The sequence below is a fragment of the Vibrio rotiferianus CAIM 577 = LMG 21460 genome, from assembly GCF_002741985.1.
In the GTDB taxonomy this organism is placed as follows: domain Bacteria; phylum Pseudomonadota; class Gammaproteobacteria; order Enterobacterales; family Vibrionaceae; genus Vibrio; species Vibrio rotiferianus.
This window is the reverse complement of sequence record NZ_APHW01000108.1, coordinates 1-26,055: the sequence shown is the minus strand read 5'-3', so window position 1 is coordinate 26,055 and position 26,055 is coordinate 1. Positions and strand designations below refer to the sequence as shown.

The window sequence follows — 26,055 nt, the reverse complement described above, 5'->3', positions numbered from 1 at the left end:
AAATTACAACTTAAAACGCGATAGCTCTGACTTTAAGTTATTAGCTAAATGGTTTAGTTGTTGCGCTTGTCCAACGGCCTCTGTCGCATCACTTGCCATCACTTCGCTTACTTCACGAACTGACTCGGTATTGGCGTTAATTTCCGCAGTCACCAACGATTGTTCTTCTGCCGCAGACGCTATCTGCGTCGCCATATCGCTGATCATCTGAATAGCATCACGGATTTGTGACAAACTCTCACCAGCTAAATCAACATCGTGAACACTGGTTTTCGCCATATCATGACTTTGTGTCATCACCTTAACAGCTCCGTCTGTCGCTTGTTGCAAACGTTTGATCTTATCTTCAATCTCTTCCGTTGAAGCATGTGTACGTTGAGACAACACTCGAACTTCATCAGCCACCACAGCAAAGCCTCGTCCCTGCTCACCCGCGCGAGCGGCTTCAATGGCAGCATTTAATGCCAGTAAATTGGTTTGCTCAGCAATTTCTCGGATTGTCGCCAGAATGGTTGCAATCTGATTACCATGCTCTTCAAGCTCGCTAATAATAGAGACTGCACTAGTCAGTTCATTCGCAAGTTCGTTGATTGATGCTTGGCTTTTCTCCATTTGTTTGAAGCCCTGATCACTCAACTCTACTGAATGGCTTGCACTCTTCGCCGTATTATCAGCATTGGATGCAATTTCAGCCGTGGCTGTCGCCATTTCTGTCACCGCCGTGGCGACCATTGTGATCTCATCTTGCTGTCTACTTACGCTTTCATTTCGCTTCGTTGCGCTTACGTTGGCATGATCGGCGCCTTGTGTCATCGCCGTCGAAACCTCGCTTACGTTTTTCATCATTTGACGTAAGCGATCCACAAATACGTTAAACTTCTCAGCTAATTGACCAACTTCATCTTGGCTAGTGACCTCCAATCGACGAGTTAAATCTCCCTCACCTTCAGCAATATCAGCCAGAGCCTCACTTACGCGACCAAGCTCTACTAACTGACGCGCAACGAACCAAGATGTCGCAATCGCCATGACGATTAGTACAATCAGCCCTGTTGTAATTTGGCTACTCAACATGTCAAACAAAGGCTGCTCTAACACACTTTTGTCCATTTCAATCACGAGTAACCAATCCGTGTTTTTGATTGGCTCTGCCATCACAACTTTGTCTTTACCATCCACGGTAGTGAAGATTGTAGCGAGATTTTGTGACGCTTGATTTAGGCTATCAATATTTAGCTCAGGTGCAATCTCAGAGACTTGTTTCAAAATAAAGTCTTTGTTTTTATGTGCTACGACCGTACCTTGACGATCGATCAGAATAGCGTGACCATCACCTGGGACTTCAATCGCCAATACGTCCTGAATAAGCTTATCCAACGCCAAATTGGACGCTGCAACACCAATGATTTGACCACCTTCCATAACAGGGTCAGTAAGCGTTACGACCAAGGTTTGCATGGTGACGCTAACATATGGCTTAGTTGTGATTGCTTTGTTCTCCGCCAATGTTTGTTTGTACCAACCACGAGCTCTTGGATCGTATCCCGCTTTATTTAATGATGGGTCATGGCGAAACATCTCCCCTTGCTTGTTTCCGTAATAACTAAGGCCAAATCCGCCAGAGACTAGGGTCTGACGTAAATGAGGAACAATGTCCAATGATGGATCAAGTTGGATCTGTTGCTTCAAACCATGGACAGCCTGCTTTTTGTCATAGAACCAATCACCAATACCTTTCGCATTCGCTTGCAAGATATTGCGACTCTCACTTTCTATCGCTTGCCAACTATTACCTTGAAAAGTCTTATAACCAATGAAAAGAAGAATCGCAGATGTGATTGCAATTGCCAAAACCACAGAGAAAACCATTTTTCTCTTTAGACTTAATTGCATAAATAGAACCTCTTATAAAACCACTGACAAAAGATAATCCTCTCATCTATGCCACTGATTTTCAGCGATATAAACCCCATATCAATTCAATCAATTACATATAGTTCACTGGTTTGTGATTTGCATTCAATTACAATCGCTTATGAGCATACCAGCCTGTTTAATCATGCATTAGCCAACACCTTAAAGTGGTTAAAATTTACTCACAGTCATGTCTTTTTAATATTTCAGTCTTAGAGTTTGTCATTGACACAAACAAAGAAGTCTTAAGTGAAACCTTTAAAACGATACCAATACGAACGCTACGCTGTACTGTGCAATCTCGCTTACCCTAGAGTGTTTAAGCAGACCCGCTATGGGTTTGACCCTAATGGACAGCGAATCATTAAAAACGAGTTTGGCAAAACCATGATCCGAGTTTTGTGGAGTAAAAAGAGCACAGAAGTAGTTGTAGTAATAAAAGGGTCGCACAGCATTACTGATTGGTTATTGAACTTTGCCATGTGGACTCGTAGCTGCAAACGCTTGGGACTTCCCTATCGCATTCATGCAGGTTTTTACCATTTGTTGTTTCAAGAAAGCCAACCGTCACGAAATGAAGACCGTCTCGGTTTAAGCATCATTGAGCGACTAGAAGCCACGGTTGTGCCACTAATACTGCAAGGCAAGCGAATAACCATTACTGGGCACTCTTCAGGAGGGGCTATTGGAAGTGTGTTTGCCGATTACATCGAGCGTAAGTATCCAAAAAGCATTAAACGAGTGGTGACATTTGGACAGCCCGCTATTGGCGATTGGATGTTCAAAAATCACTATCGTTTGGGGCACAAAACCTATCGGATCTGCTGCGACATCGATATTGTTACTTTTATGCCACCAATACCGTTCCTCTATTGGCATGTGGGTAAATTGCTTTGGCTCTATAACGGGAGAATTTACGAGAACACACCAACATTAATACGTTTAGGGCGCTCGTTGGCGAGTTGGTTGATTCGCCCTTTCTCCTATCACCTTATGAGCAAGTATATTCGTAACAAAGACTTTTTTGATGAGCGTTAGTCCAGTATGACACTTCATTGGAACGAGGAGCAGAAACGAAAAGAGCCAGCATTGAGCTGACTCTTTTTGTCTTAGTAAGAATTACAAGGAAGCAATTGCTTTATCAAGTTGGTACTTGTTGTCGGTAACGATGCGCTCTAATACTTCAACACGCTGTTTGAGCTCAGCAACTTGCTTGTTCAAACCATCTCGCTCTTCTTGACTCATCTGGTTGCGCTCGGAAATCTCAAGCGCTCTTACTTCTTTACGATGATTGAGAATCAGCTTAACGATACCACCACCAAATATTGCACCAAATACAATCGCAACAATCAAAACGTCAGCCATAGATTCCTTTCCTTAATCTGCCTATCGATAATGCTCAGGTATAAAGTTACGCATTTGTTTTATGAATATCAAACAAGACATTGATTAAATGCGAACTATTTTCGAAATTGCTCACAACTGTAATTCAGTCTCAAGAGTTATTTAACGCCCACCCACACAGAAACAGAGCCACCGTTTACCGGGAACTCAGCCCAACCATTTGCGTCAGTCCAAACTTCTTCCGTGCGAATTCCAAGCTTATCAACATAGCGAGTACTTGGTGAGCCCGTGTACATCCATTTCGTTCCACCAGGGCCATCACTCATAATGACAGCCATTGAGTTCGGATGTTCTGCGTCTCCTTCGCGCGTCCAACCAATCACATCCCAATGATCTAGGTAAGAGTGTTGCTTACCATACGCGTAATCTTTACGAGCTTTAACTAGCTCTTCAATGTAAGGCACCTTAGCCATATTGATGTCGTGCCCTTTATCACTGTATTGCGCGCCATAGTAATCGGCGTAGAAGACGGATGGGTAACCTTCTTCACGTAATAAGATGAACGCATAAGCGAGTGGTTTGAACCACCAATCGACTGGAGACTCTAATGCTTGTAGAGGTTGCGTATCGTGGTTCTCAACCAATGTTACCGCTTTCACCGGATTGTCCTTCATTAAGGTACCATCCATGATTCGGCGCATATCGAAGTTGCCACCAGAGCGTGAAGCGTTATAGAAGTTCATATGTAACGGAGCATCAAACAATGACATGCTACCAGAAGTCTTGGCAATAAAATTGTGTAGATTGTTGACGTCGTAGTTCCAGTATTCACCGACCGTAAATAGCTCTTTACCCGTTTTCCAACGTAAGTATTCGATCCACTCTTGCAGGTATTGGTATTTGATGTGTTTGACTGCGTCCATTCGGAAGCCATCAACACCAGTCATGTTTAAGTACCATTCACCCCAATCTTTAAGCTCTTGCTTAACCTCTGGGTGATCCATATCTAAGTCTGCATACATTAGGTAGTCATAGTTGCCCTTTTCAGAGCTGACTTCCCAATCCCATGCTTTACCATCCCCTTTAAACTTGAAGATCGCCTTTTCTTGGCCTGCATCATCCCAATCGACACCATCAAAGTGGTACCAAGTCCAATGGAAGTCTGAATATTTGTCGTTACGACCAGGAAAAGTAAACTCGACCCAAGCTTCGATCCATTTATCGCCCAGTTCAATATTACGGTTATTCCAGTCTACACGCTTTGTATCTACCCAGGACTTGCCATCGGCACCACCACGGTGGTTAAACACAACATCACCATAGATTTGAATGTTGTTGCTATGAGCGGCTTGAACAGCGCTTAGATACTGATCTTTCGTACCGTACTTGGTGCGTACCGATCCTTGTTGATCAAATTCGCCCAAATCATACATATCGTAAACACCATACCCCACATCATTGCTGCCACCAGCCCCCTTATACGCTGGAGGTAGCCAAAGCGCCGTAAAACCATTATCCGATAACGCCGGCACATTGTTTTCTACTTGCGTCCACAGAGCTCCGTCATTGGGTACATACCAATGGAAATATTGCATCATAGTTCCATTTTGTGCCGCCATGACTGGCGAACTGAGCAACAAGGTTAAGGGTAAAAGTGTAGGTTTAAGGTTGAATGTTTTCATTATATTTTCTCTCACGTTTTAAGACGAAGCACGAGCCGACTTGAGGGAAACATGACAGTTAGCTTTAAAACCCCCAACTAACCGTCTGTTGTACAACAAAAAGCTCGGACTACAATCGAGAAAAAATTATCATCAATCGACCTCTACAATTGTTGAGAGGTGTAACATTTATAAAACCAATAATTAAATAGCAGCATTTTTGGAAGTAAGATCAAATAGTCAGGGTGGAGATGGCTGCCAGAGCGACTGCCTTAAGTTTTTGGGCACGGTTTTGTCTACGCCAAAAACGAAAAAAGCCCGTCATTGTGACGAGCTTTCGAAATAATGGAGGCGCCTCCCGGAATCGAACCGAGGTCCACGGATTTGCAATCCGCTGCATAGCCACTCTGCCAAGGCGCCTTACCGAATTTTATTGTTCTCAAAATAATGAGAGATGGTGCCCCGGGCCGGACTTGAACCGGCACAACGCGAACGTCGAGGGATTTTAAATCCCTTGTGTCTACCAATTCCACCACCAGGGCAACGCAATCAATGCGATGGCAACACCACCTGCTCTAACGACCTTAGCCGTGAGAACGAGGCGTACTTTAACGGAATAAATTTTCAGGTCAACAATAAGTTTATTCTTTTTGATTCAGATGGTTAAAAACAAGACTGAACGTATGGGAGTTGAGCGATTCGACTAAAAGTCAAACGCCATCTACCACCATTTCTTGATAAAAAAGAGCCGCTGTTAAAGCGACTCTCCATATCATACTGGCTTAGGGCTTAAGCACAGCAGTTACAGTTGCGCTTGTAGCGGTCCATTTTACCTATACCCGGGTTAAAGGTATTGGTCGGATCAAGTTGGTGGTAGAACTTTTGCAACGAGTTTTCTGCTTCATATAGATGCCCTACGTTGTGCTCGGCTGGGTATTTCGCACCACGACTGTTTAAGTGCTCCAACATCAGCTTCTTCATCAACTTAGTGTCAGTGCCTTTCTTAAAGATATAATCTTGATGGAAGACATAGCACATAAAGTGGCCATAATAGAGAGACTTAACCAGATTCTTAGTCACCTCTTCTGGTAGCATCTCTAACCAATCCTCATCGTTGCGTCGCAACGCGATATCTAGAGCAACAATATCTTCAACTTCGTCACGGTGAATGGTTTCGTAACGAATTGCTGCACCTGCTGCTGCAAAGCGATGTAGATACGCTTTCTTGCCCTCTTCTGGCGTACATTCGAAGAAATCACTATCGTGCTCAGCCGCCCAAACTTCTTTGAGGTATTTCTGCGCTTCTGCAATGCCGCCATCGCTCATTTTGAGTACAAGATGGTGTTCGTACTTATCACGGTATTCCAACATGCGCTTAGGAAGGTGCTGTGGGAATAACTTGCTTGCGTAGTAGAGAATAGTATCTGGCAGGTATTTGCTGACTAAAGGTACACGCTCTAAGAAGTTTTCAACCTTAGCTTTGAGCGAGAACATCTTAGGTAGATTATCCGTGCCTAATAAATCGATAGATAGGAAGACATCTTTACCGTATTTCTCCGCCATGTTGAAGATGTCACGGTGAAGGTACTCGCCCATTTCTGGCAAGTTTTCAAACTGCGTAAGGAAATCTTTTCTGAGCTTGGTGAGCTTATCTGGATCGTTAGTACCTAAATAGAACACCTGCTCTTTCTCTGGGATTGGATAGCTGTCAACTCGAACAGCGAACACGCCCAGTTTACCCGCACAGCCACTTGCCTCGTACAGACGACGTTCGTCGGCATTAAAGCGCGATGGGATATCAGAGCTAACGTCGCGGACACGTTCGTCGTACTCTTTGTCCGATGCCATGCGCTCATCATGAATCACTTTATCTGGATTGAAGTTACCATCTTGGATGTTCTGCAAGATCTCTTCAGGTGTCGAGCCTAATCCTTCAATACCAAGGTGGTTAACAAGATTGAGCTTACCGTCTTTATCGACCTGAGCGAATATGGCTAACTCAGTATATGCAGGACCACGTTTAACCAGAGCCCCGCCAGAGTTGTTTGCAATGCCGCCCACCACAGTAGCGCCAAGAGAAGAAGAACCAATCACAGAATGTGGTGCTCGATTTACTGCTCGCAGCTCTTTTTCTAGCGAATGTAAACTTGCTCCCGGAAGGCAAACCGCTTGCTTGCCACCGTCTAACAGATAGATTTGCTTCATCTTGGTAATATTGATCACTACGACATCGCGGTCATAATCACTACCACTTGGCGCAGAACCTTCAGTAAGGCCGGTCTTAGCCGCCTGCATGATGATGATACAATTGTTCTCCACACATTGTTGAATCACCTTCCACTGCTCTAGCAGAGTATTAGGGAAAACCACCGCCAATGCCGTACCGCTTCCAGAGCGAAAACCGCTGCGGTAATACTTGGTTTTGATTTCATCGGTAAGGACGTTTTCTTCCCCGACAATGGTGACAAATGCGTCGATGAGCTGCTTCTGTTTCATATCCGTATCTCTAGTTATTATGCCCAACCAATATAAGTAGTCCGAATCTGAACGTCCATTCCACTAAAGTCAGATAACTACGCCCAAGTAAAGCAAACCACAATATTCATTCATAAATTCAGTTAGTTACACTTTACAAAACCACAAATTCAACAAAGAAACTTATCGTTTCCAAAAAGAAACAATAGCAAAGTACATTGTTAACAAATGTGCACAATATCGAAGAACAAGAAAATCAAAAAGGCTGGCAAGGCTTTATATTCCTTACCTTGACAGAAAGCTGACTCAAACCAAAAGCACAACATGTGAGTGCCGATACGTTATGGCAGCGTTACATAGCTGTGACGTTGTAGATCAATAAAGAAAACAGGCGGATGGTAGAGTTTTGGATTCAGCGATGAGGCCTATCCAAAGGGGGGGGCATGCCTTTTGAGTAAAGTGGCCAGCTAGAATTGATGGCTACGATTTTGAAAGCACTGATAAAGATGTTCTATAAAGATCTTGATCTTTTCTGGCTGCTGACGTGTATATGGATACACCGCATAGATGCCTAAGCACTTGGCAGTTTCGTCTTTAAACAACTGAATGAGCTTACCTTGCTGCAAGTCTTCATAAACCAGCACACGAGGTACATAAATAATGCCTTGCCCTAGCAAAGCGACATTACGTAACGCAGACGAGTTGTTGGTACATAGATTTCCATCCACCTTAACCTGATAAGCTTCATTATCACGTTTGAAAGCCCACTCACGCGCCCCCGTCTCTTGATAGGCGTAAACCAAACAGTTGTGCTTGGTGAGCTCGTTCGGCGTTTGGGGTTTACCATGTTTGGCGACGTACTTGGGCGATGCACAGACAATCCAGTTTGCATCAACAAGCTTACGCGCTATAAGGCTTGAATCAGGCAAAACCCCTGTACGAATTGCAAGGTCAAAACCCTCATTGACGATATCTGCAAACCGGTTGTCCAGCTCCATATCAATATTGATATCTGGGTACGCTTGGTTGAACTCAGAAATAACCGTAGGAAGGATGAGCTCACCAGAGATGGTAGGCACCGTAATCTTGATATTGCCAGATAAACTCTTACCTAAGCCAACAATCGACTCTTCTGCGGTAACGACGGCTTGATAGACACTACGTGCATGTTCGAAGAAGGATTGCCCTGCTTCTGTGAGCTTGAGCGTGCGCGTTGTGCGATACAGAAGCTGAACGCCAATCTCCTGCTCCAACTTGGCAATACGCTTACTGACGACCGACTTAGTAAGCTCCATTTGTCTTGCAGCTGCGCTGAACGAACCCTGTTCAACTAAATGATAGAAAATGATGTAATCGTCAGTATTTCTCATGTGTCTTCATTGCTTCCTTGTTGAAGAACATATTGTAAGTCGCTTTGTAGCCAAATGCAGATCGGAAAGTCACACTTGTGTGATTACATCCGATCATGGGCTGATAGAAATAGAGGAGGAACCACACAACAGATACAAAAAAACCAGCTTTCGCTGGTTTGATGTTGATGCTCTTCGCATCTGGATACCGCCATTGCCATATCCATATCCATAATTTGGAGCGACACACGAGGTTCGAACTCGTGACCTCAACCTTGGCAAGGTTGCGCTCTACCAACTGAGCTAGTGTCGCAAAATGGAGGCGCCTCCCGGAATCGAACCGAGGTCCACGGATTTGCAATCCGCTGCATAGCCACTCTGCCAAGCGCCTTTATTTTCAACGCTTCAGAGCCTTGCCCCGTTGCGTTGGTTGCTACTTTACGGATTCAGAAAATATAGTCAAACAAAAAACTGTACTTTCCTATCTGTTTGCTTTGTTTTAAACCAATCCGATGTTAATTCGAGCTAAACCGTACAGATTTACTCACTTTGGTTAAGACAAATCAAAACAGATAGACAAAAGAAAAGCGGCAATCGATGCCGCTTTTGTATCTCTATTCTCGCGATCAACCGTTGGCAACGCGTTTGAACAAGCGCCCCACTACATTTGGATGGTAAGACCAAGTGTGGTCGAACATCGACATTAACGCTGGGTTTCCGTACTTCGACAAGCTAATAGCATGGAAGCGGTTCTTCTTCGCTTTTAACGCATCGACTTTTGCAATCAATTCATCTTGCTGCTTTGGCGCAATGAAGTCTGAGATAACGACCATGTCGGCGTTTTTGTATTTGTCGCTGCTCATCAAATCGATGGATTTAATCAACGTTGGCTCCAAATCCGTACCACCATGGAAGCTGTAAGTTAAAAAGTCGGCAGCTTCACGTAAGCCATCCTGACGAGTTAGCTCGTAGGTTATGTGCTCTGTGGAGAAGATGATCACGTAGCAATCACGTTGCTCCGCCAAAGCGATTTGCATGAGTGCGTAAGCCATGGCTTTAGCACATTGCTCAGGGAAGCCACTCATCGAGCCTGACGCATCAACACAAACGATAAACGGCCCTTTTTCAACGTCCACCGCTTTGTGATCTGGTTTGTGCGCTTTGACTTTACGCAATGTGCGAGACTTACCTTGCGTGCGGTAGTTCATCAAACGTTTATCAACCAAATGCTTGTAGAACACCACTTCCAGTTCTGGATACGCCAAGAACATGGTTTCATTCGGTAGCAATTTGTTGAGATCGTCACTTTCGTGAATACCGACGATGTCGTCGGTCGCTTCGTCACTCTTTTCCTCGACCATTTGCAGCTCTTCTGCTGGAGCACGGTTGAGATCTGGATCATTGACTTGCCCCGCCATGCGACCAAGTTGTTCAGCGATTTCTTGTAAGCCTTTGTGCTTTTTAAGGAACTCTGCGTGACGCTTCATCACGGTTAAGTCAGTTTTACTCAACTTGGCTGACGCCATATCCCACAAGCGCCCTACGCTTTCTTCGTCACCAGACTCCGTCACTTTATCCATGCTACGCATGGTTTCCATACGCTGGTAAAGATCGTTGAGGACTTTTTCTTTGTTCTCTTCAAGCTCAGAGACTTGCGCTTGCTTAATGGCCTCAACAAGGCTTTGATACCACTGGTCACAGAAGTAATGAGGGAACATTGGGTTATTCACGCCCTTGTTCTTCTCCATCATGCGGCGTGCTTGCATGTAAAACGCCGAATGCCATTCAAGCTTCTTGATTACGTCATCAATGCGTTCAAAGAACTCTTCTTCATCCCAATAAATAACTTCTTGGTAGAGCGCGAGTTCTTGTTGGAAACGTTCTGTCTCACAGACTTTCGTCATGCGCTTTTTTACATTGCCACGCCACTTTAGTAGATGACTTTTAACAGAAGATTTCATACCTCGATTCTCTGCCATCATCATGACTTGTGAACGTGCCATTAAATCGTTAACCGCACTATCAATGATGCCAGAGTCCGCCACCATGAGCGCCAAGTTGAGTCCGTCTGCACCTAACATGTCGCCTCCTTAAGAGAAAAACTGATGTAAGTTTTTAAAGCGTTGAAGGATCTTCTCGCTTTCACCTTGGATAGACTCAAGTCTCTGGCTCACCTGTTGCAGACTCGACTCCATTAGACGTGGTAACTCTGGATCCACGAAACTGTGTGGCAATGCGCCATGGAAGTTGGCTTTAACCTTACGCATGTGGTGCTCAGCTTCACTCAATTGACTTACTGCTTTCTCGCTTTCAGCCAACCATTTTTGGTAAAGCTCAACGTCTAAACCTTGTTGAGTCACTAAGCTCACCAACACACCGCGGTTTGCAATGTCACGGATCACAAGGTTGTTTGCCGCATCGACATCGAAGCGCAAACGGCACATATTGGTGTTTTGGTTCACGTAGCCATACACATCACCATGACCTTCTTTGATCACTCGATCCAATTCATCTTTTGGTATGTAGACCCAACGGCTGTCGCCCTTCTCTGATTCGGAAACCGACATGTTGCTTTGTAGAATAACCAGCTTAACCAGATTCACTGCTGCGCCTACTTTGTAGGTTTTTGCTTTAGAGGTATCAAAGCTCATGGTTTCTTTGCGAAGCAGACCTGTTGCCGCTTCTGCATTTAGCGTCATGCGATATTTGTCTTCAAGTTCATGTTGAACATCAACCAAAGATTCACGACAATATTCGATCTCTTGCTCTGCTTCTTGCTGATCAAAGGCATGTTTTAGTGCGAACTCTTGAATCACACCGCGAACGACATCGCGTGACTCAGGGCTGTTCCACAAACAATCTTGAAGTAGCAGAAGATCAAGTGGGTTGATTTCGTCGCGCCCATTGAAGAACGCACTTGCTTTAAGCAATTTGACCGCTTTCTTCCAACGGCGGTCAGAAACGTACATATCTGTTAATGATGCGTCGCCAAACTCAGACTCAACTTTGGTTTCCAACATAGTTTTTAGTTGGAATAGCTTTTCGAATGCGTTGTCCGTCAGAGTGAGTTTGTCGAGCTGTTGCTGCCAGCGGTGGTATTCTTCGTCTGTGATCGCCAAGCCTTCTGGAACTTGCGCTTCTTGAGACGTACCCACTGTCAGCATGGATTTGAAATTCTGTTTGTCCTGAATGCGGTTTACAAATACGCGCACTAACATACGGTCATAAAGTGCGTCCAAGCCGCTGTCTTCGTCTGGCAGCTCGTTTGATGCCGAAACCAAAAGTCGCATCGGTACACGTTCGATGTCACTACCATTCTTAAACGTCTTTTCGTTCACAACGGTCAACAACGTGTTCAAAATGGCAGGGCCTGCTTTCCAGATCTCATCAAGGAAAACCACTTGCGCCGTTGGCAAGTAACCTTGAGTAAGACGGACGTACCGGCCATTATCTTTCAGCTCTTGAATACTCAGCGGACCAAACACTTCTTCTGGTGTTGAGAAGCGAGTCATCAAGTACTCAAAGTAGCTACTGTTATCAAATGCTTGGATTAGACGTTTAGCAATTAAGCTTTTTGCGATACCAGGAGGCCCCAAAAGGAAGACGCTTTCACCGGATAAAGCAGCAAGAAGACAGAGTTTGATGGTGTGTTCGCGCTCGTAAACGCCGTCGGTCAATGCTTTCGCCAGCTTATTGATGCGCTCTGAAAGAAGGGCTTTTTCAGCATTTGATGCAAAAGATGGTTGTATCATACGAGCTCCGGCTTCTAAACATCGTTTGTATATTTAATTTTATACATTTGTTATCACTTTGTTACAAGTGCATTTTTTAGTGAATGTCACTTATATCAGACCGTTTATTGACGCGCGCGCGAGCAAACAAAGTTTCCATTTATGGGAGTTAACTCACTGAAAATGCAATCGCTTTCGTATCTAGACTTCATTTTCTACTTTTGTTTCACGTCAAATATGGTTAATGTTCCAAAACACTCTCTATTCTCGGAGAGGTCGTCTTCAAAGCAGAGCTACAAACGACATGAGCAAAACAATTCATACATGGAAGCAAATTTCTTTGGTTGAAGAAGAAATTAACCTTCCAACTGGTCGGATGATTACACATACCACTATCCAACACCCCGGAGCTGCCGTTATCTTACCGATCACTTCTGATGGCAAAATCGTTCTTGTTAATCAATTCCGCCCCTCTCTTAATAAATGGTTGCTTGAATTGCCTGCTGGTACACGCGAAGGCGATGAAGAGCCCTTACATTGCGCCCAAAGAGAGTTAGAGGAAGAAACGGGATACAGCGCCGAAAAATTCACATCGCTTGGTCAAGTTACCCCTCTTGCTGGTTTCTGTGATGAAATCCAGTACTTGTTTGTTGCAGAACAACTGAACAAAACCAATCGATACGAGTGTGATGATGACGAAGTGATTGAAGTGGTAACATTGTCACGAGAAGAACTCGAACAAAAAATTATTCAAGGCATTATTACCGATGCCAAAACTATCGCTTGCCTAAGCAAAGCTCGTCTTTGCGGTTATATTTAGGTCTTTTCGACCGAGGAGAGAATTATGGACTTTCGATCAGATACCGTTACGCAACCTACCCAAGCAATGCGTGAAGCAATGTTTACCGCTCCTGTCGGCGATGATGTGTACGGTGATGACCCAACCGTTAACGAGTTAGAGCAATTTGCTGCTGTGCTTGCGGGCTTTGAAGCGGCAATGTTCACCACCTCTGGCACACAAGCAAACTTACTTGGCTTAATGGCGCATTGTGAACGCGGTGACGAATACCTATGTGGTCAGCAAGCGCATAACTATAAGTACGAAGCTGGCGGCGCGGCGGTACTGGGCTCTATCCAACCTCAACCGATTGAAAACAACCCAGACGGTACTTTGCCATTCGATAAGCTAGAAGCTGCTATCAAGCCAGATGACGCGCACTTTGCACGTACTCGCCTACTTAGTTTGGAGAACACCATCAATGGTAAAGTGATTCCTCTTTCTTACCTTGCAGAGGCTCGTGAGTTTGTGAACAAACATAACCTGCAGATGCACTTAGATGGCGCTCGCGTATTTAACGCAGCCGTTGCGCTTGATGTTCCGGTGAAAGAGATTGGTCAGTACTTTGATTCAATGACTATCTGTCTGTCGAAAGGTCTGGCTGCCCCTGTTGGTTCACTGCTGCTCGGTAGCAAAGAGTACATCGCAAAAGCACGCCGCCTAAGAAAGATGGTCGGCGGTGGTATGCGCCAAGCGGGTATTCTTGCTGCAGCCGGTAAACTTGCCCTTACCGAGCAAGTAGAACAGCTGAAACAAGACCACATCAACGCAAAAAAACTAGCGGAAGGTTTATCGGAATTACCTGGTTTCTCTGTTAATCCAGAATTTGTTCAAACCAACATTGTCTTTGCCAAGCTTGATCCACAAGTGGATATCACTAGTATTGCAGAAAAGATGAAGGAGCGAGGCATCACGATTACGCCAGGAAACCCAATCCGCTTCGTGACGCACAAAGATATTTCGGCACAAGACATCGATACTTTCCTATCTAGCCTTAAATCTATGCTTTAACTTGATTTTGATCATTGAGCTTCCCCTAAGGGGAAGCTTTATTCTATCTCGAAACCAATATTTTAAATTCGAGAACTATCCATGCTTAGATACGTGCTTCTAGCGTCTCTTCTTCTCTCTTCCTCTGTTGTGGCGAAACCATTCGGTGACGCAGAAAAAGGCAAACTCAAATCACCAAGCTGTGTGTATTGTCATGGCTCGAATGGCATAACGACTAACGAAACTTACCCTAACCTAGCTGGCCAGAATGCTCAGTATCTGTATGATTCAATGAAAGCCTATCAAGACGGGCTTCGTTTAGGTCCTTTGGCAGAGATGATGGCAGCCCAATTACGCATGTTGAATGATGAAGATTTACGCGATGTCGCTGCATTTTATTCAGAACAAACACCTCATTCAGAAAAGTGAATAGTTATGGGACTTGTGAATCGCCACAAGTCCTAACTCCGTTTTCATTCATACAACATCTCACCAAAACAATTAACCATTAAATCATTGATAAACAACCTAACCCTCTCCAGATCAAATTATTGATGAATTTATAGTTCACAAACTCGGTTAACATTGACTTTTTATTCTATTTTATCGATATTTCATGCTTTCTATAATTCGACGTGAAATAGGTTATGTCCCACACACACGCTCAGCCATCGGAATCGGCGGCAACCCCTAAATCATGGCAGATGCCTGATACCCTCATTTTGATCTTCATTGTTGGTATTCTTGCTGCGATTCTTACCTACTTAATTCCTGCTGGTCATTTCGATAGCCAACAGGTGACGTACATGGTCGACGGTGCAGAAAAAACGCGCACAGTTATCGATCCATCTTCTTTCTCTTATGCAACCGACGAAAACGGTGAATTGGTTTACAACAAGGTTGGACTGTTCGCTTCAGGCGGTGGCATTGGTCTAATGAACTTCCCATTCGAAGGTCTGGTTTCAGGCTCTAAATGGGGCAGCGCGATTGGCGTTATCATGTTCATGCTGGTTATTGGTGGTGCTTTCGGCGTGGTAATGCGCACAGGCACAATCGACAACGGCATCCTTCGCCTTATCGATAAGACCAAAGGTAACGAAGCGCTGTTCATTCCAGTTCTGTTCTTGCTGTTCTCTTTGGGCGGCGCAGTATTTGGTATGGGAGAAGAAGCCGTTGCATTTGCGATTATCATCGCGCCACTTATGGTTCGCCTTGGCTACGACGGTATTACCACGGTAATGGTGACCTACGTTGCAACTCAGATTGGTTTCGCAACGTCTTGGATGAACCCATTCTCGGTAGCGATCGCACAAGGCATCGCTGGTATTCCCGTTCTGTCTGGTATGACTGTGCGTATGGGTCTTTGGGCTGCGTTTACCGCAATTGGTATTGCTTTCACTATGATCTATGCTGCACGTATCAAAGCAAACCCTGAGCTTTCTTACAGCCGTCGTACTGACAAATACTTCCGTCAGCAAGAGCTTGGTGACCACGACTCTCGTTGGAACCTAGGTGACACGCTGGTTATCCTTACGGTTATCGCAACGACGGTATGGGTCGTTTGGGGCGTAGTGGCTAATGCATGGTACATCCCGGAAATCGCGTCTCAATTCTTCACTATGGGCTTTGTCGTTGCGATTATCGGTACGATCTTCCGTCTGAACGGCATGACGCTAAACTGCGCGGCTGACGCATTTAAAGAAGGTGCAGCAATCATGCTTGCCCCTGCTCTATTGGTTGGTTGTGCGAAAGGTGTATTGCTTATCCTAGGTGGCGGTACTACTGATGAAGCGAGCGTACTGAACTCGATCCTGAACAGCGCTGGTGGCGTGATCAGCGGTCTTCCTGACGTTGCAGCGGCTTGGTTGATGTATGTTTTCCAATCTATCTTCAACTTCTTCGTGACTTCAGGTTCTGGTCAAGCAGCGCTGACAATGCCTCTATTGTCTCCTCTTGCAGACATCGCTGGCGTTACACGTCAGGTAGCGGTTCTAGCATTCCAACTTGGTGATGGTTTCACTAACGTTATCGTTCCTACTTCAGCGTCTCTAATGGCAACACTGGGTGTATGTCGTATCGACTGGGGTGACTGGGCGAAATTCTGCTGGCGCTTTATGCTATTACTCTTTACCCTATCGAGCATTGTCGTCGTCGCAGCTCACGTGATGGGTTTTGCGTAAACTGATTACCAAATAAGTAACAAGGCGAGACAAGTTCTCGCCTTTTTTAATTCAAGCCGTATGGCAAACAAGCATCTAAGTAAGATGTTTTGGAGTGACAACTTTAATGGCAACACAATTTCTGGATGACGTGGTTCAAGGTCATCAAGTCATTCAATCTCTTGACGTAACAGACTTGCCTGCAGGCGAGCATAAGTTTTGGTTCCGTATCGCAACTAACGCCCTATCTCAATGGCAACATTTGCCTGTGTTGGTTTTCAAAGGCGAAAAACCGGGTAAGAAAATCATGATCACAGCAGGTGTTCATGGTGACGAATACAATGGTGTTTTAGCAGCTCAAAAGACCGCTCGTGAACTGATTGGTAAAGACATCGCGGGTACTGTAACTGTCGTTCCGACCATCAACCTAACTGGCATGCTGAACCACAGCCGTGACTTCTTCTCTGCAGATCCTGATGCATCTCCTGCAAACTTAAACCGTTTCTTCCCTGGCGATGCAAACGGCAACGAAGCAAACCGCTTCCTATTTGCTTTGTGGAATAACCTTCTTAAGCCAAACGCAGAACTGGCGATTGATTTGCACACTCAAACCACCGGTGCTGCTTACCCGCTGTACGTGTTTGCTGATTTCCGTATCGAGCAATCTCTGGAAATGGCTCGCCTTATTAACCCTGATGTGATTCTTAACGATCCGGGTGACGCTGGTGTACTTGAAACCGTCTGGAACAACAGCGGCATTCCAAGCATCACCATTGAAGTGGGTATGGGTCGTTACACAGAACAGGACCTGATCGACCGTACAGTGACTGGCATCTTCAATATCCTTGCTCGCCATGACGTAGTAACTGGTGAAGTTGCAGAAATCACGCCTTGCCTAGAAGGCAAAGACATCATCAGCATTCGCGCTGAATTGGGTGGTTTTGTACTACCACAAGTGAAGATGATGGATAAGGTAGAACAAGGTCAATTGGTTGCAATTCAATACGACAGCTTTGGTGATGAAATTCAGCGTTACACAGCGCCAACAGAAGGCACGGTACTGAGTCACAACATTGAATCGATCCGAGCGCCAGGTTCTTTGGTTGTTCGACTGATTAAGTAACACCTTTGAATTTAATAGCTTGTAATTTCAGATTGTTAGGCTCAAACCAATAACACGAAGCCCTGCATAACTTGCAGGGCTTTTCTTTGTTGCTCTCTTCAACATGCTTCAGCTAAGCTTTGTGTGACAATGTCACCAGTAAAACCAAAGCTGCACACGACATAAGAACAAATCCAAGGTTTTGAATCATTCCAGCCAAACCTAGACCCGAACCAATCATCAAGTAGTACATTAATCCTAACACTGCCCCGGCACTACCTGCTTGTTGCTTGTAATCCACTAGAGCAGAACTCAGCACATTTGGAATGGCTATACCAAATGATATAACCACGAACAGCATTGGCGCTAAGAACCAAACCGAGTCTTGAAGCATAAACACACCAAAGCCACCGATAGCCAAGAGTGTTGATGCAATCCAAAGTAGATTCGTTTGAGAGCGACCTTTTGCTAACAATGATTTGTTCATCAAACTGCCGATTAACGTGCCAATGCCCAATATCACACCACTGTATCCGAACTGCTCCGAATTTAGTCCTAGTTGTTCAAAGGTGAATGCGCCCAGTTGGTAGTATGCGAACAAAGCAATGTTATATAGTGCAACCAACAGTGCAGATTGCCAGATTTGAGCGTCTTTCAACATTCGTCCTAGCAAAGAACCGATCTCTAATGGCTGCTTCTGAGTTTGTGTTTCAGGCAGCTTTGCCGCGTTGTAGCACAGCAGTACAAGCGCCATGATAAACAAAGCAAAGAAGACAAGTTCATAGCCACCGAGTGCTGTTAACTGACCGCCGATCAGCATGCCAACCACAGGGCTAATAGAAATCCCCACACCCATTACGCTGAATACTCTGCCTAGCTCATCACCAGAAAAACTGTCTCTTAACATGGTTTGTGTCACGACTGATCCAACCGCAATACCAAAAGCACTGCACGCTCGTGCTAGCATCATCACATCAAAGCTTTCTGTTTGCATAGCGACCAAAGCAGATACACCGTAAACCAACAACCCCGCCAACATGGTTGGGCGCCTTCCCCACTTATCTGCCAAGATTCCCCAAATCACCACGCCAATAGCAAACGCAGAAAAATAGATGGATAGGGTTTGCGCCGCTTGGGAATACGTCACAGCAAACGACTGAGCAATGTTGCCAAGCGCTGGACTGTATATAGTCTCCACAATTTGCGGAAACATCAGCATCACCACCATCAATCCAATAGAAGGTTTCGTTTTCATTTTTACCTCTCTGTCCCACCCGTGCCGATATTTCGTGGCTTAAGTGGGTAACGAACTTAACTTGGCGTGCAGTATAGAAGGCGTTATGCTTTACCCATTAACAACATTAAAACCAAAAACATCAAGAATCGGACAAATGGCAATTATTGAAGATAATACTCGATTTGATGCGGACGCTATTGCCGCGAGTGTGGTTGGCATTGCAGCGGATGTTGGCAAACATGATTCGGGAATGCACGAACACCAGAAAGGACAACTGCTCTATGCGCCACAAGGCTGCATGACGTTCGAACTCGACAACTCCATTTGTACGTTACCTCCAACCAAAGCGGTGTGGATTCCGCCGCATACTTCTCACAGAGCTGTCATGACTAACGTTGTTGCGTACCGTTCGCTCTATTTCGATTGCAGTAAACACACCTGCCCAGATGATATCGTGATGATTGAAGTGAACGATCTTTTAAAAGCACTGATCGACAAAATGGCATTATGGGAATGGGATATTGAAGAAACAAAAACTCAGGCTACGAGCACTTTGTTTTGGGAAGAGTTTTACCAAGCGAAGCAATTTGAGTTCTCTTTACCCTTGCCCTCTGATCGACGTTTAACTCGATTTCGCAAGGCGATGACCAAGTGTGATTTTATAGCACCTGAGTTAAACCAACTGTCCCAAACCGTTGGCGCGAGCAGCAAAACCATCACGCGCCTATTCAAGGCTGAGACTGGGATGTCTTATCAAGATTGGCGTCAACAATGGCGACTGCTTAAAGCTATTGAACTCTTATGTGAAGAAAGACAAGTCAGTGATGTTGCCCATTGTTTGGAGTTCTCATCAGACAGCGCATTTATTGCGTTCTTTAAGAAACAAACCGGACAGACACCACTGAATTTTATGAAACACAGATCGTCGCTATAGGCCGATTACGTCGTGTTTTATTTGGTTTGGTCTACGAGAATTAATTCGTCCAACGCGAAGCCTTTATCTTTAGCTACTTGTTTGAAGCGCTCGATCGTTGCTTTATCGACGGTTGGTGTGCGTGACAGCAGCCATAGATAGTCGTGATTGAAACCAGAGATAAAGGCGTAGTCGTAGTTCTCGCCTAGCTCAAATACGATGTAAGACGAATAAAACGGACCGAAGAAAGACACTTTTAAATGCCCTGTATTTTCATCATCAACGAAATACGCTTTGCCGTCAGCTTGCGTCCATTCTTTATCTTCTTCTGAATAGCCTCGGTTGATAACCGTTACGCCACCATCCTCACGTAACTCGTATTCAGCCGTCACATTCGATAAACCACGCTCAAAGGAATGATCAAGACGCGCAATTTCATACCACTTGCCTAGATATGGTTGAAGTTCAAAGTTGTTGACCGGCTCCACGCCGTCCGGTTTAGACGTACAGCCAAACAACGTTGCAAGGGACAAAAGTAAAAGTGTTTTAAGAGATTTCATACAGCAACCTGAAATTAATTTAGTGTCTGATTTTACTATAGAAGATAAGAAATCGATCAAAAACGAATGTACCTAAATTCTCCACAGGACAGTCCTACCTCTTGGAAACCTTGCAGTGCTTCAAACACATTAAAGTGGCTCACGACAACAACCTTTCGATATTGACGGTAACGCTCCAGTACTAACTCCGCTCGTGTTTTTAGCTCGTCAACATGTTCATAGCGGGGGTCAGTCATTGAAATACCTACTTTTAAAAGCTCTCGATATTCGTGCCAACGTCGGTCTCTCTCATTCAAGGTAATGTAGCCACCTTCTTTGTCAGCACGCCACTCTCTCAAGTCATGCTCAACAAACAAAGGCAAAGCGCGATGACGATTGAGAATTTCTGCAGTTTGAAGAGTACGCGTATAAGGTGAGCTGATGATGATATCGGCATCGTCAAATACTGCATGGTTGAGTTTCTCCTGCAACGCAGGCAAATGTTCTCGGCAAAGCGGCGCATAATCCTTCTCAAGTTGAGTCATCTGCCGCTCATCCGCTAACGTAAAATCTGGCACGCCATGCCTTACAAATACAATATCCATATTGTGGTACTCGTCCTTGTTAAATTGCTATTGAGAAATTGGAGTCAGTTTTAGATAGGAGTGCACTTCTCCATTTTTGTATTCAATCGCAGAGTGGATGGAAGGTTCACGGTTTCCTACAACAGAAAGTTCATAAGTGTTTTCACCTTTGTAGATCGTGATATGAAGTACGCCAGCCTCTAGCTCCCAATGCCCTTTGGTATGAAGGCGTCCAAACAAGGTGTATTCATCGAGTGAACCATCCGCATGTAAGTGCACCTCTGTGATGTAGCCACCTGTGCAGCTCTTGATCCAGCAACGATCACTGACTTCTTCCAAGCGTACTTCTCTTTTGCTTGCCTTCCATTTTGAGAAACGTTCAGACTCCGCAAAAGACGCGTCGATATCGGAATGTTCTTTTATGGGCGTACCTTCAAGCTCACGTAAGCAAAGCTGAATCCAACTAGATATTTGCATGGAATGTCCTTAAGGTTTCAATCGCCCTTTTTACGCCTAAACGTGGGCTGCTTAATACTGGTATATCGACATCAACTAATGATGCCGCACCTGACATCGAAGCTTGTGCCAATACGATTACGTCATAATCACGAGCCTTTTGCTCTATTACCGCTTTGATCTTGTCGTAATAACCTTGGTTATCTTGGTCGAGAAAACGCTCCCAAGCACCTTCAACCACAAACGTATCTAACTGAAGAATACAATTGCCCTCACTTGTCTCAAGTAACGCCAAGCTCGGCTCAATCGTTGTCGATAATGCCGCAAGTAACAACACTCGCTCATGAGTTACGGCTTGGTCACCCATTGCGCGGTCGATACGCTGAACATTGATACCCTGCTCTGTAAGCAATTCAGCAAAGCGACCAATCGAGGAACAGGTACAAACCACCAAATTTGCATGCCCAGAAAGCTCACGTACTTTGTCTTGCACAGCTTGTTTTACCTTAGATTCGTCCTCGCCAGCAACCAACCTATCCAGTAAGTCAGCATCTGCAGAGTGTGCGACTTTTAAATCAGGTGCGAGCTCTGTCATCAGTTCGGAGAAAGGTTGAATGTGTACGGGTGATGTATGCAGAAAATAAAGGTCGTATGGCTTCATGCTAAGTTATCGATGTTTAGTTCACTTTCGACAACTTAGCACAAGGAGATATGAATTAATGCGATCAAAGTTATTGTTGCGCTTCCCAAAGATCGAGAAAATACTTGCCATAAATCACTTCCGTTTGCATATGCATAATCAGCAGAAATGCAATCAGGACTAATACAGTGCGATTGAAATAGCGGCTAACTTTGGTACGGACTTTTATGTCGAATATACCGATGTGAATACCAACATAAGCAAAGGGGTAAACCAATAAAACAGCGAGTAACCAACCAAGATAGCTCGATATTGCCATTTCTTCGTGACCGATCATAGTACCTCCACAATGAATACGACGGTAACCATGATAGTATTCATCATTTGAATGATGATTGGTTTTATAAATTCACAAAGCTGCGAGCTGTGACCGAAAAGTCAATTAAATAAGTTAGTTATCTATTTATAAAATCATGAGAGCGCAAAAAATCTTCTGCCATTTTGGGCGAAGTGATGTGGATGAACTCGATAGGCGAACCTTTTAAGTCCTCCTTCAGTTTTAAATAACGCTTCCGATTCTTTTGGTAATTCTTAACCGACCACCAAATAATCGAATCCTTACTCAAAAACGCTTTTCTAAAACTTTCTCTATTTCCAGTTCCTTCCCAGAACTCTTCTTGAGTCCAAGCCCTTTTGATAGCACGAGTGACGGAGCGATAAGTGGTGATAGAACGTGAATAATCGAGCCAGATGATGGTATCGACCCTTTGCCATTTGTATGGTTGTGTTCTGCTGTAGTTCCCGTCGAGTACCCAAGCGTCTTGTTGAGTGACGTCCACGACTTTATAGAAGAACGTCTCATCATCGAGTTCTTTCCAATCGGGAAGCCAGAACAACCTGTCCATTTCTATGTACGTGACACCTAATTTCATTGCGAGCTGCTTTGAAAACGTCGATTTACCGCTTCCGCTGCTGCCTACTACATTGATCCTTTTCATTAATCCTCCTAGGTGACCGTACCAAATTGACAAAGAGCGACGCACTCCAACTATAGGTAAGTCGGGAAAATGCGGAGGCGGAATACTAATGATTACGCTTTAAAGTTCTAGTGTAGGTTCAATAGGATGTGAAGTAACGCGCATAAAAAAGCCTCCCGTTAAGGAGGCGTGCAACAACTAATGGACTAATTACAACTTATCCCACGCGTCTGACCAATAAACGGTTTCACCTGGCGCATAAGAAGGGTTTGAACACCAGCCCGTGTATGGCCATGGTTTACATTGATACAAGTTGCCATCTGAACCTGTGACAATGTCACCTGCTTCATACGTTTTTCCAGATTCATACGGAGGGTAACTGCTGCCATCAGAAACAATCACAGAGCGTTGCGTAGTCGTAGTTTGATTAGCACTGTCCGTTACGCGGTAAACCAAGTCGTAGACACCTAGTACGTTCACACCTACGCTGCCCTCTACACGCACTTGATCAGTCAAATCACCGTCTTCTGCATCCGTCGCTTTTACGCCTGCCATTGGGTCAAAGGCATCACCAAGCTGGATAGTTGTATCCGTGACACCTTCAAACTCAGGCACAAGGCTGTAAACAACAACCGTTCTGCTTTGCTTGGTTTCATTGTTGTCGCTGTCTTTTACACTGTAAACCAAAACATAAGTGCCAACGGTGTTCACATCGACTGAACCTTCGACAGTAATGCTGTTAGTTAGGTCTCCATCTTCTTTATCAGATGCGGTAACACCTGCATACGGATCAAATGAACTACCGTGATGCACTCGAACATCACTGATACCGCTGAACACCGGTTCGCCTTCACTAGGTGGCGGTGGAGTCTGACCATGGATAAACGGACCGTAATCCTTCACAAACTTTTCACCGTACGCCTGACCATTCTTGTCTGTGCCCATATCCCAGTTCACCGACCATGTCATTACGCCACGAAGTGCCTGCCCTTGCGCTTTAAGTTGGTCAAACGCATCGTAAAGATCTTGAGGGTCTTGCACAAAGCCCGTTGCGGCTGCATCAATGTTAGATGGAATACCAAACACCAATTTGTCATGCTGAATTTTATGGAAACCACGTGTACCGTTCGATAGAGAGTCTGAAATGTAGTAAATGAATTCTTGTTTTAGCGCATCATTGTTTTGTGCAATCCAACCCACACCTTCAACCCAAATACCATCACCACCTTGGTTGTAAAATTGAGGGTTGATCCAATCGTAGTACCCTTCTAATCCTGTAATATAAGGAACGTATTTGCCACCTTCTGTTAAGTATGGAAACTCAGGCGCCATCGTAATTAGGAAGTTTTTACCCTGCTGTTGGTAGTGTTCTTTTACAAGGCGAAGTGCAGCTGGGATGACTGTTTGGTTGTCTGACGCGGTTACTGCAGATTGCTCTAAATCGATGTCCAGACCATCAAAGCCGAACTTATCAGTCAGGCGAATGATCTCTTGTGCGAATGCTTGCTCATCGCCAGTTTTCAGCTCAACGTGTGCGTCCGCACCACCAAGCGCAATAAGAACGGCACGTCCTTGTTGGTTTAGTGCGCCAATTTGATCAATAAATTGTTGTTCTGAAAGGCCAATATTTGGATCGAGCTTAAAAGTTGGAATACGGCCATCGCTGGTATTGAACACTTTCATAAAGGAGACGTTAACCACATTGTACATAGGATTAACTTCATCCAGCGTCACGCACGGTGCATTGCCGCCCTTGTAACCAGCCCCGTCGCACCAGTTATGCCAATAACCTACTACGACACCACCATCTGGATTCACCATCTCATTAGCGGATGCTACGTTTGAAAGACCACTTAAACCCAATGCTACTGCTAGATATAGCGCTTTTTGCTTCATCGTGTTACCTCTCATCCATTTTGCTTCATCACAACAATCATTCAGCACTTTCTATTGGTGCCTAATGAATTTTTATTGGATTATATGGCTGCATTGAGAAAACAGATACACGTGCAAAGTTATGTTTTTAATGTCTATTTTATAATTGTGATCTTAATTCACGACGCGAAATGAATGGGAAATTAGCGTTCGCTTTCAAGCGTGATTTACTAGCAAAATCAGGCAAAAAGTTTACGAAAATCTATTTTTTTGAGCTCGATCGCAACGATTTAATAAGGATTTAACCCTGTTCATATAAAAAGTTTGCACAACGTAGACATTGGGTTAGAACGCCAACCTATATAATTCGGGCTTACATAGATAGAGGTTATTTTTATGAAATTAAAAACAGTGTCAGCTTGCGCAATCTTGATTTTGCTTGTCGGATGCCAGCAAAATCAAGATGAAGCGACACAGCCAACAACCTCGGCAGATGTATGTAATACACAAGGAAATATGCCAGGTGGGTGGAACGAATTCGATACTACCCCAGACGCTCAAAAGGCAATGGCCTTTGTCCTAAACAAAATGGAAACTCTCGCTTCGTTTAAACAGATCTTGTCCGTTCATGCACAAATTGTGAGTGGTGTGAACTACGCGATAGAGTTTGAATTGAATGACGGATCAGTTTGGAACACGGTTGTTTACCGCAACCTTGATGGTGAGTATGCGATTACACAATCACCGAAAGAAGGTCGCTTCTGCGAACAATAAATGCTTCGAGACTGAGAACCAAAAATGTATGGTCCGCCCCGTTATTGCAACTACAATTTAGTCATAACGGAGTTGGTTTGCGCTAATGTATTCTGAGTCCACGTTGGGAACATTAACTTCCCCGCTCCACGATGATATCCGCGCCAGATTATCCTTAAAAGCCCCAAAGCAACTAGGTGCTATTTTTTGTATCAGGTTACTAATCTGGCCGATCGACCGTTTTTGTCATCACGTTCATTGGCGTTGCAAACTTGGTTATGGCTATATAGCCTTAAAAGCTTGGCGGTGGAACAACACCGCCCAAGCTATTCTTGCTAGCTTATTGGCAAGTGCGACTACCACTACATTAAACGGCTTTGTTGCTCGTAAATTGACTAACCAATCTCCAAACACTTTTCCTGTTGTTTCTATCCTAGATAGCACGGACCTCGCTCCATGTATAAATAGAGCGCGAAGGTGTTTGTTCCCTCGTTTACTCATGCCTAATAACTTTGATT

At 44.6% G+C, this 26,055-nt stretch carries 23 protein-coding genes, 4 tRNA genes and 1 pseudogene; 8 read left to right on the top strand and 20 right to left on the bottom strand.

The window, feature by feature from the left end; genetic code table 11:
• Nucleotides 1–3: 3 nt before the first annotated feature.
• Complete coding sequence (locus B853_RS22485) at nucleotides 4–1,893, bottom strand: methyl-accepting chemotaxis protein (RefSeq protein ID WP_038886675.1); 1,890 nt, start codon at nucleotides 1,891–1,893, stop codon at nucleotides 4–6.
• 270 nt (nucleotides 1,894–2,163) lie between these two features.
• On the opposite strand from B853_RS22485, the gene B853_RS22480 reads away from it, so the two are divergent.
• On the top strand, nucleotides 2,164–2,952 hold the full coding sequence (locus B853_RS22480; RefSeq protein ID WP_038886673.1) for a lipase family protein: 789 nt from the start codon (nucleotides 2,164–2,166) through the stop codon (nucleotides 2,950–2,952).
• A gap of 81 nt (nucleotides 2,953–3,033) precedes the next feature.
• Here B853_RS22480 and B853_RS22475 read toward each other — a convergent pair whose 3' ends face one another.
• The 10 genes from B853_RS22475 to B853_RS22430 all read right to left on the bottom strand — a co-directional run bounded on the left by B853_RS22475 (nucleotide 3,034) and on the right by B853_RS22430 (nucleotide 12,495).
• A complete protein-coding gene (locus B853_RS22475) occupies nucleotides 3,034–3,279 on the bottom strand; it encodes a hypothetical protein (RefSeq protein WP_038886671.1) in 246 nt (81 codons plus the stop codon).
• A gap of 137 nt (nucleotides 3,280–3,416) precedes the next feature.
• Nucleotides 3,417–4,940 (bottom strand): alpha-amylase, encoded by a 1,524-nt coding sequence (gene amyS, locus B853_RS22470; protein ID WP_038886669.1) that lies wholly within the window; start codon nucleotides 4,938–4,940, stop codon nucleotides 3,417–3,419.
• A gap of 325 nt (nucleotides 4,941–5,265) precedes the next feature.
• A tRNA-Cys gene (locus B853_RS22465) sits at nucleotides 5,266–5,339 on the bottom strand.
• Between the two features lie 35 nt (nucleotides 5,340–5,374).
• A tRNA-Leu gene (locus B853_RS22460) sits at nucleotides 5,375–5,461 on the bottom strand.
• 247 nt (nucleotides 5,462–5,708) lie between these two features.
• Entirely contained in the window at nucleotides 5,709–7,415 is a 1,707-nt protein-coding gene (dld, locus tag B853_RS22455; protein WP_038886188.1) for a D-lactate dehydrogenase, read from the bottom strand.
• Between the two features lie 446 nt (nucleotides 7,416–7,861).
• Entirely contained in the window at nucleotides 7,862–8,764 is a 903-nt protein-coding gene (locus tag B853_RS22450; RefSeq protein ID WP_038886189.1) for a LysR family transcriptional regulator, read from the bottom strand.
• Between the two features lie 216 nt (nucleotides 8,765–8,980).
• Nucleotides 8,981–9,056: transfer RNA gene (locus B853_RS22445), tRNA-Gly, on the bottom strand.
• Between the two features lie 4 nt (nucleotides 9,057–9,060).
• Nucleotides 9,061–9,133: transfer RNA gene (locus tag B853_RS22440), tRNA-Cys, on the bottom strand.
• 236 nt (nucleotides 9,134–9,369) lie between these two features.
• Nucleotides 9,370–10,824 (bottom strand): ATPase RavA stimulator ViaA, encoded by a 1,455-nt coding sequence (viaA, locus tag B853_RS22435; protein WP_038886193.1) that lies wholly within the window; start codon nucleotides 10,822–10,824, stop codon nucleotides 9,370–9,372.
• Nucleotides 10,825–10,833: 9 nt separating this feature from the next.
• Nucleotides 10,834–12,495 carry an ATPase RavA domain-containing protein gene (locus B853_RS22430; protein WP_038886195.1) on the bottom strand — a complete coding sequence of 554 codons (1,662 nt, stop codon included), beginning with the start codon at nucleotides 12,493–12,495 and terminating at the stop codon, nucleotides 10,834–10,836.
• Nucleotides 12,496–12,778: 283 nt separating this feature from the next.
• Between B853_RS22430 and B853_RS22425 the strand changes: the two genes are divergently transcribed.
• The 5 genes from B853_RS22425 (at nucleotide 12,779) to B853_RS22405 (ending at nucleotide 17,584) form a co-directional block, all read left to right on the top strand.
• Nucleotides 12,779–13,294, top strand: coding sequence for an NUDIX hydrolase (locus tag B853_RS22425; RefSeq protein ID WP_038886196.1), 516 nt, complete (start codon nucleotides 12,779–12,781; stop codon nucleotides 13,292–13,294).
• A gap of 24 nt (nucleotides 13,295–13,318) precedes the next feature.
• Nucleotides 13,319–14,323, top strand: coding sequence for a low-specificity L-threonine aldolase (gene ltaE / locus B853_RS22420; protein WP_038886197.1), 1,005 nt, complete (start codon nucleotides 13,319–13,321; stop codon nucleotides 14,321–14,323).
• Between the two features lie 81 nt (nucleotides 14,324–14,404).
• The gene (locus B853_RS22415; RefSeq protein ID WP_038886198.1) at nucleotides 14,405–14,731 is read left to right on the top strand and encodes a c-type cytochrome; all 327 of its coding nucleotides are present in this window, start codon (nucleotides 14,405–14,407) and stop codon (nucleotides 14,729–14,731) included.
• A 218-nt stretch (nucleotides 14,732–14,949) separates the two neighbouring features.
• A complete protein-coding gene (yfcC, locus tag B853_RS22410; RefSeq protein WP_005426784.1) occupies nucleotides 14,950–16,482 on the top strand; it encodes a putative basic amino acid antiporter YfcC in 1,533 nt (510 codons plus the stop codon).
• 106 nt (nucleotides 16,483–16,588) lie between these two features.
• A complete protein-coding gene (locus tag B853_RS22405) occupies nucleotides 16,589–17,584 on the top strand; it encodes a succinylglutamate desuccinylase/aspartoacylase family protein (protein ID WP_038886200.1) in 996 nt (331 codons plus the stop codon).
• Between the two features lie 112 nt (nucleotides 17,585–17,696).
• Here B853_RS22405 and B853_RS22400 read toward each other — a convergent pair whose 3' ends face one another.
• Complete coding sequence (locus B853_RS22400; RefSeq protein WP_038886202.1) at nucleotides 17,697–18,818, bottom strand: multidrug effflux MFS transporter; 1,122 nt, start codon at nucleotides 18,816–18,818, stop codon at nucleotides 17,697–17,699.
• A 136-nt stretch (nucleotides 18,819–18,954) separates the two neighbouring features.
• Between B853_RS22400 and B853_RS22395 the strand changes: the two genes are divergently transcribed.
• Complete coding sequence (locus tag B853_RS22395; RefSeq protein WP_038886217.1) at nucleotides 18,955–19,734, top strand: AraC family transcriptional regulator; 780 nt, start codon at nucleotides 18,955–18,957, stop codon at nucleotides 19,732–19,734.
• A gap of 17 nt (nucleotides 19,735–19,751) precedes the next feature.
• Here B853_RS22395 and B853_RS22390 read toward each other — a convergent pair whose 3' ends face one another.
• From B853_RS22390 to B853_RS22360, 7 genes are all read right to left on the bottom strand, one after another.
• A complete protein-coding gene (locus B853_RS22390) occupies nucleotides 19,752–20,273 on the bottom strand; it encodes a lipocalin family protein (protein WP_038886204.1) in 522 nt (173 codons plus the stop codon).
• A 56-nt stretch (nucleotides 20,274–20,329) separates the two neighbouring features.
• Nucleotides 20,330–20,857, bottom strand: coding sequence for a histidine phosphatase family protein (locus tag B853_RS22385; protein ID WP_038886206.1), 528 nt, complete (start codon nucleotides 20,855–20,857; stop codon nucleotides 20,330–20,332).
• A gap of 27 nt (nucleotides 20,858–20,884) precedes the next feature.
• Nucleotides 20,885–21,313 (bottom strand): hypothetical protein, encoded by a 429-nt coding sequence (locus B853_RS22380; RefSeq protein WP_012129279.1) that lies wholly within the window; start codon nucleotides 21,311–21,313, stop codon nucleotides 20,885–20,887.
• Nucleotides 21,300–21,953 carry an aspartate/glutamate racemase family protein gene (locus B853_RS22375; RefSeq protein ID WP_038886208.1) on the bottom strand — a complete coding sequence of 218 codons (654 nt, stop codon included), beginning with the start codon at nucleotides 21,951–21,953 and terminating at the stop codon, nucleotides 21,300–21,302. Before B853_RS22375 ends, B853_RS22380 begins: the two co-directional genes overlap by 14 nt.
• A 70-nt stretch (nucleotides 21,954–22,023) precedes the next feature.
• Nucleotides 22,024–22,269, bottom strand: a complete 246-nt coding sequence (locus B853_RS22370) for a hypothetical protein (protein WP_038886210.1) — start codon at nucleotides 22,267–22,269, stop codon at nucleotides 22,024–22,026.
• A 118-nt stretch (nucleotides 22,270–22,387) separates the two neighbouring features.
• A complete protein-coding gene (locus B853_RS22365) occupies nucleotides 22,388–22,930 on the bottom strand; it encodes a P-loop NTPase family protein (RefSeq protein WP_038886212.1) in 543 nt (180 codons plus the stop codon).
• A gap of 189 nt (nucleotides 22,931–23,119) precedes the next feature.
• Nucleotides 23,120–24,805 carry an immunoglobulin-like domain-containing protein gene (locus tag B853_RS22360; protein WP_038886218.1) on the bottom strand — a complete coding sequence of 562 codons (1,686 nt, stop codon included), beginning with the start codon at nucleotides 24,803–24,805 and terminating at the stop codon, nucleotides 23,120–23,122.
• 375 nt (nucleotides 24,806–25,180) lie between these two features.
• Here B853_RS22360 and B853_RS22355 point away from each other — a divergent pair, with 375 nt between their 5' ends.
• Entirely contained in the window at nucleotides 25,181–25,558 is a 378-nt protein-coding gene (locus B853_RS22355; protein WP_038886214.1) for a cystatin domain-containing protein, read from the top strand.
• Nucleotides 25,559–25,819: 261 nt separating this feature from the next.
• On the opposite strand, the pseudogene B853_RS26290 reads toward B853_RS22355, so the two are convergent.
• Nucleotides 25,820–26,055, bottom strand: a pseudogene (locus B853_RS26290) (IS110-like element ISSpi6 family transposase); the annotation flags it as partial.

Coding starts and splice junctions, on each gene's coding strand:
- B853_RS22485 (WP_038886675.1), bottom strand. CDS start 1,893: ATGCAATTAAGTCTAAAGAGAAAAATGGTTTTCTCTGTGGTTTTGGCA.
- B853_RS22475 (WP_038886671.1), bottom strand. CDS start 3,279: ATGGCTGACGTTTTGATTGTTGCGATTGTATTTGGTGCAATATTTGGT.
- amyS (WP_038886669.1), bottom strand. CDS start 4,940: ATGAAAACATTCAACCTTAAACCTACACTTTTACCCTTAACCTTGTTG.
- dld (WP_038886188.1), bottom strand. CDS start 7,415: ATGAAACAGAAGCAGCTCATCGACGCATTTGTCACCATTGTCGGGGAA.
- B853_RS22450 (WP_038886189.1), bottom strand. CDS start 8,764: ATGAGAAATACTGACGATTACATCATTTTCTATCATTTAGTTGAACAG.
- viaA (WP_038886193.1), bottom strand. CDS start 10,824: ATGTTAGGTGCAGACGGACTCAACTTGGCGCTCATGGTGGCGGACTCT.
- B853_RS22430 (WP_038886195.1), bottom strand. CDS start 12,495: ATGATACAACCATCTTTTGCATCAAATGCTGAAAAAGCCCTTCTTTCA.
- B853_RS22425 (WP_038886196.1), top strand. CDS start 12,779: ATGAGCAAAACAATTCATACATGGAAGCAAATTTCTTTGGTTGAAGAA.
- ltaE (WP_038886197.1), top strand. CDS start 13,319: ATGGACTTTCGATCAGATACCGTTACGCAACCTACCCAAGCAATGCGT.
- B853_RS22415 (WP_038886198.1), top strand. CDS start 14,405: ATGCTTAGATACGTGCTTCTAGCGTCTCTTCTTCTCTCTTCCTCTGTT.
- yfcC (WP_005426784.1), top strand. CDS start 14,950: ATGTCCCACACACACGCTCAGCCATCGGAATCGGCGGCAACCCCTAAA.
- B853_RS22405 (WP_038886200.1), top strand. CDS start 16,589: ATGGCAACACAATTTCTGGATGACGTGGTTCAAGGTCATCAAGTCATT.
- B853_RS22400 (WP_038886202.1), bottom strand. CDS start 18,818: ATGAAAACGAAACCTTCTATTGGATTGATGGTGGTGATGCTGATGTTT.
- B853_RS22395 (WP_038886217.1), top strand. CDS start 18,955: ATGGCAATTATTGAAGATAATACTCGATTTGATGCGGACGCTATTGCC.
- B853_RS22390 (WP_038886204.1), bottom strand. CDS start 20,273: ATGAAATCTCTTAAAACACTTTTACTTTTGTCCCTTGCAACGTTGTTT.
- B853_RS22385 (WP_038886206.1), bottom strand. CDS start 20,857: ATGGATATTGTATTTGTAAGGCATGGCGTGCCAGATTTTACGTTAGCG.
- B853_RS22380 (WP_012129279.1), bottom strand. CDS start 21,313: ATGCAAATATCTAGTTGGATTCAGCTTTGCTTACGTGAGCTTGAAGGT.
- B853_RS22375 (WP_038886208.1), bottom strand. CDS start 21,953: ATGAAGCCATACGACCTTTATTTTCTGCATACATCACCCGTACACATT.
- B853_RS22370 (WP_038886210.1), bottom strand. CDS start 22,269: ATGATCGGTCACGAAGAAATGGCAATATCGAGCTATCTTGGTTGGTTA.
- B853_RS22365 (WP_038886212.1), bottom strand. CDS start 22,930: ATGAAAAGGATCAATGTAGTAGGCAGCAGCGGAAGCGGTAAATCGACG.
- B853_RS22360 (WP_038886218.1), bottom strand. CDS start 24,805: ATGAAGCAAAAAGCGCTATATCTAGCAGTAGCATTGGGTTTAAGTGGT.
- B853_RS22355 (WP_038886214.1), top strand. CDS start 25,181: ATGAAATTAAAAACAGTGTCAGCTTGCGCAATCTTGATTTTGCTTGTC.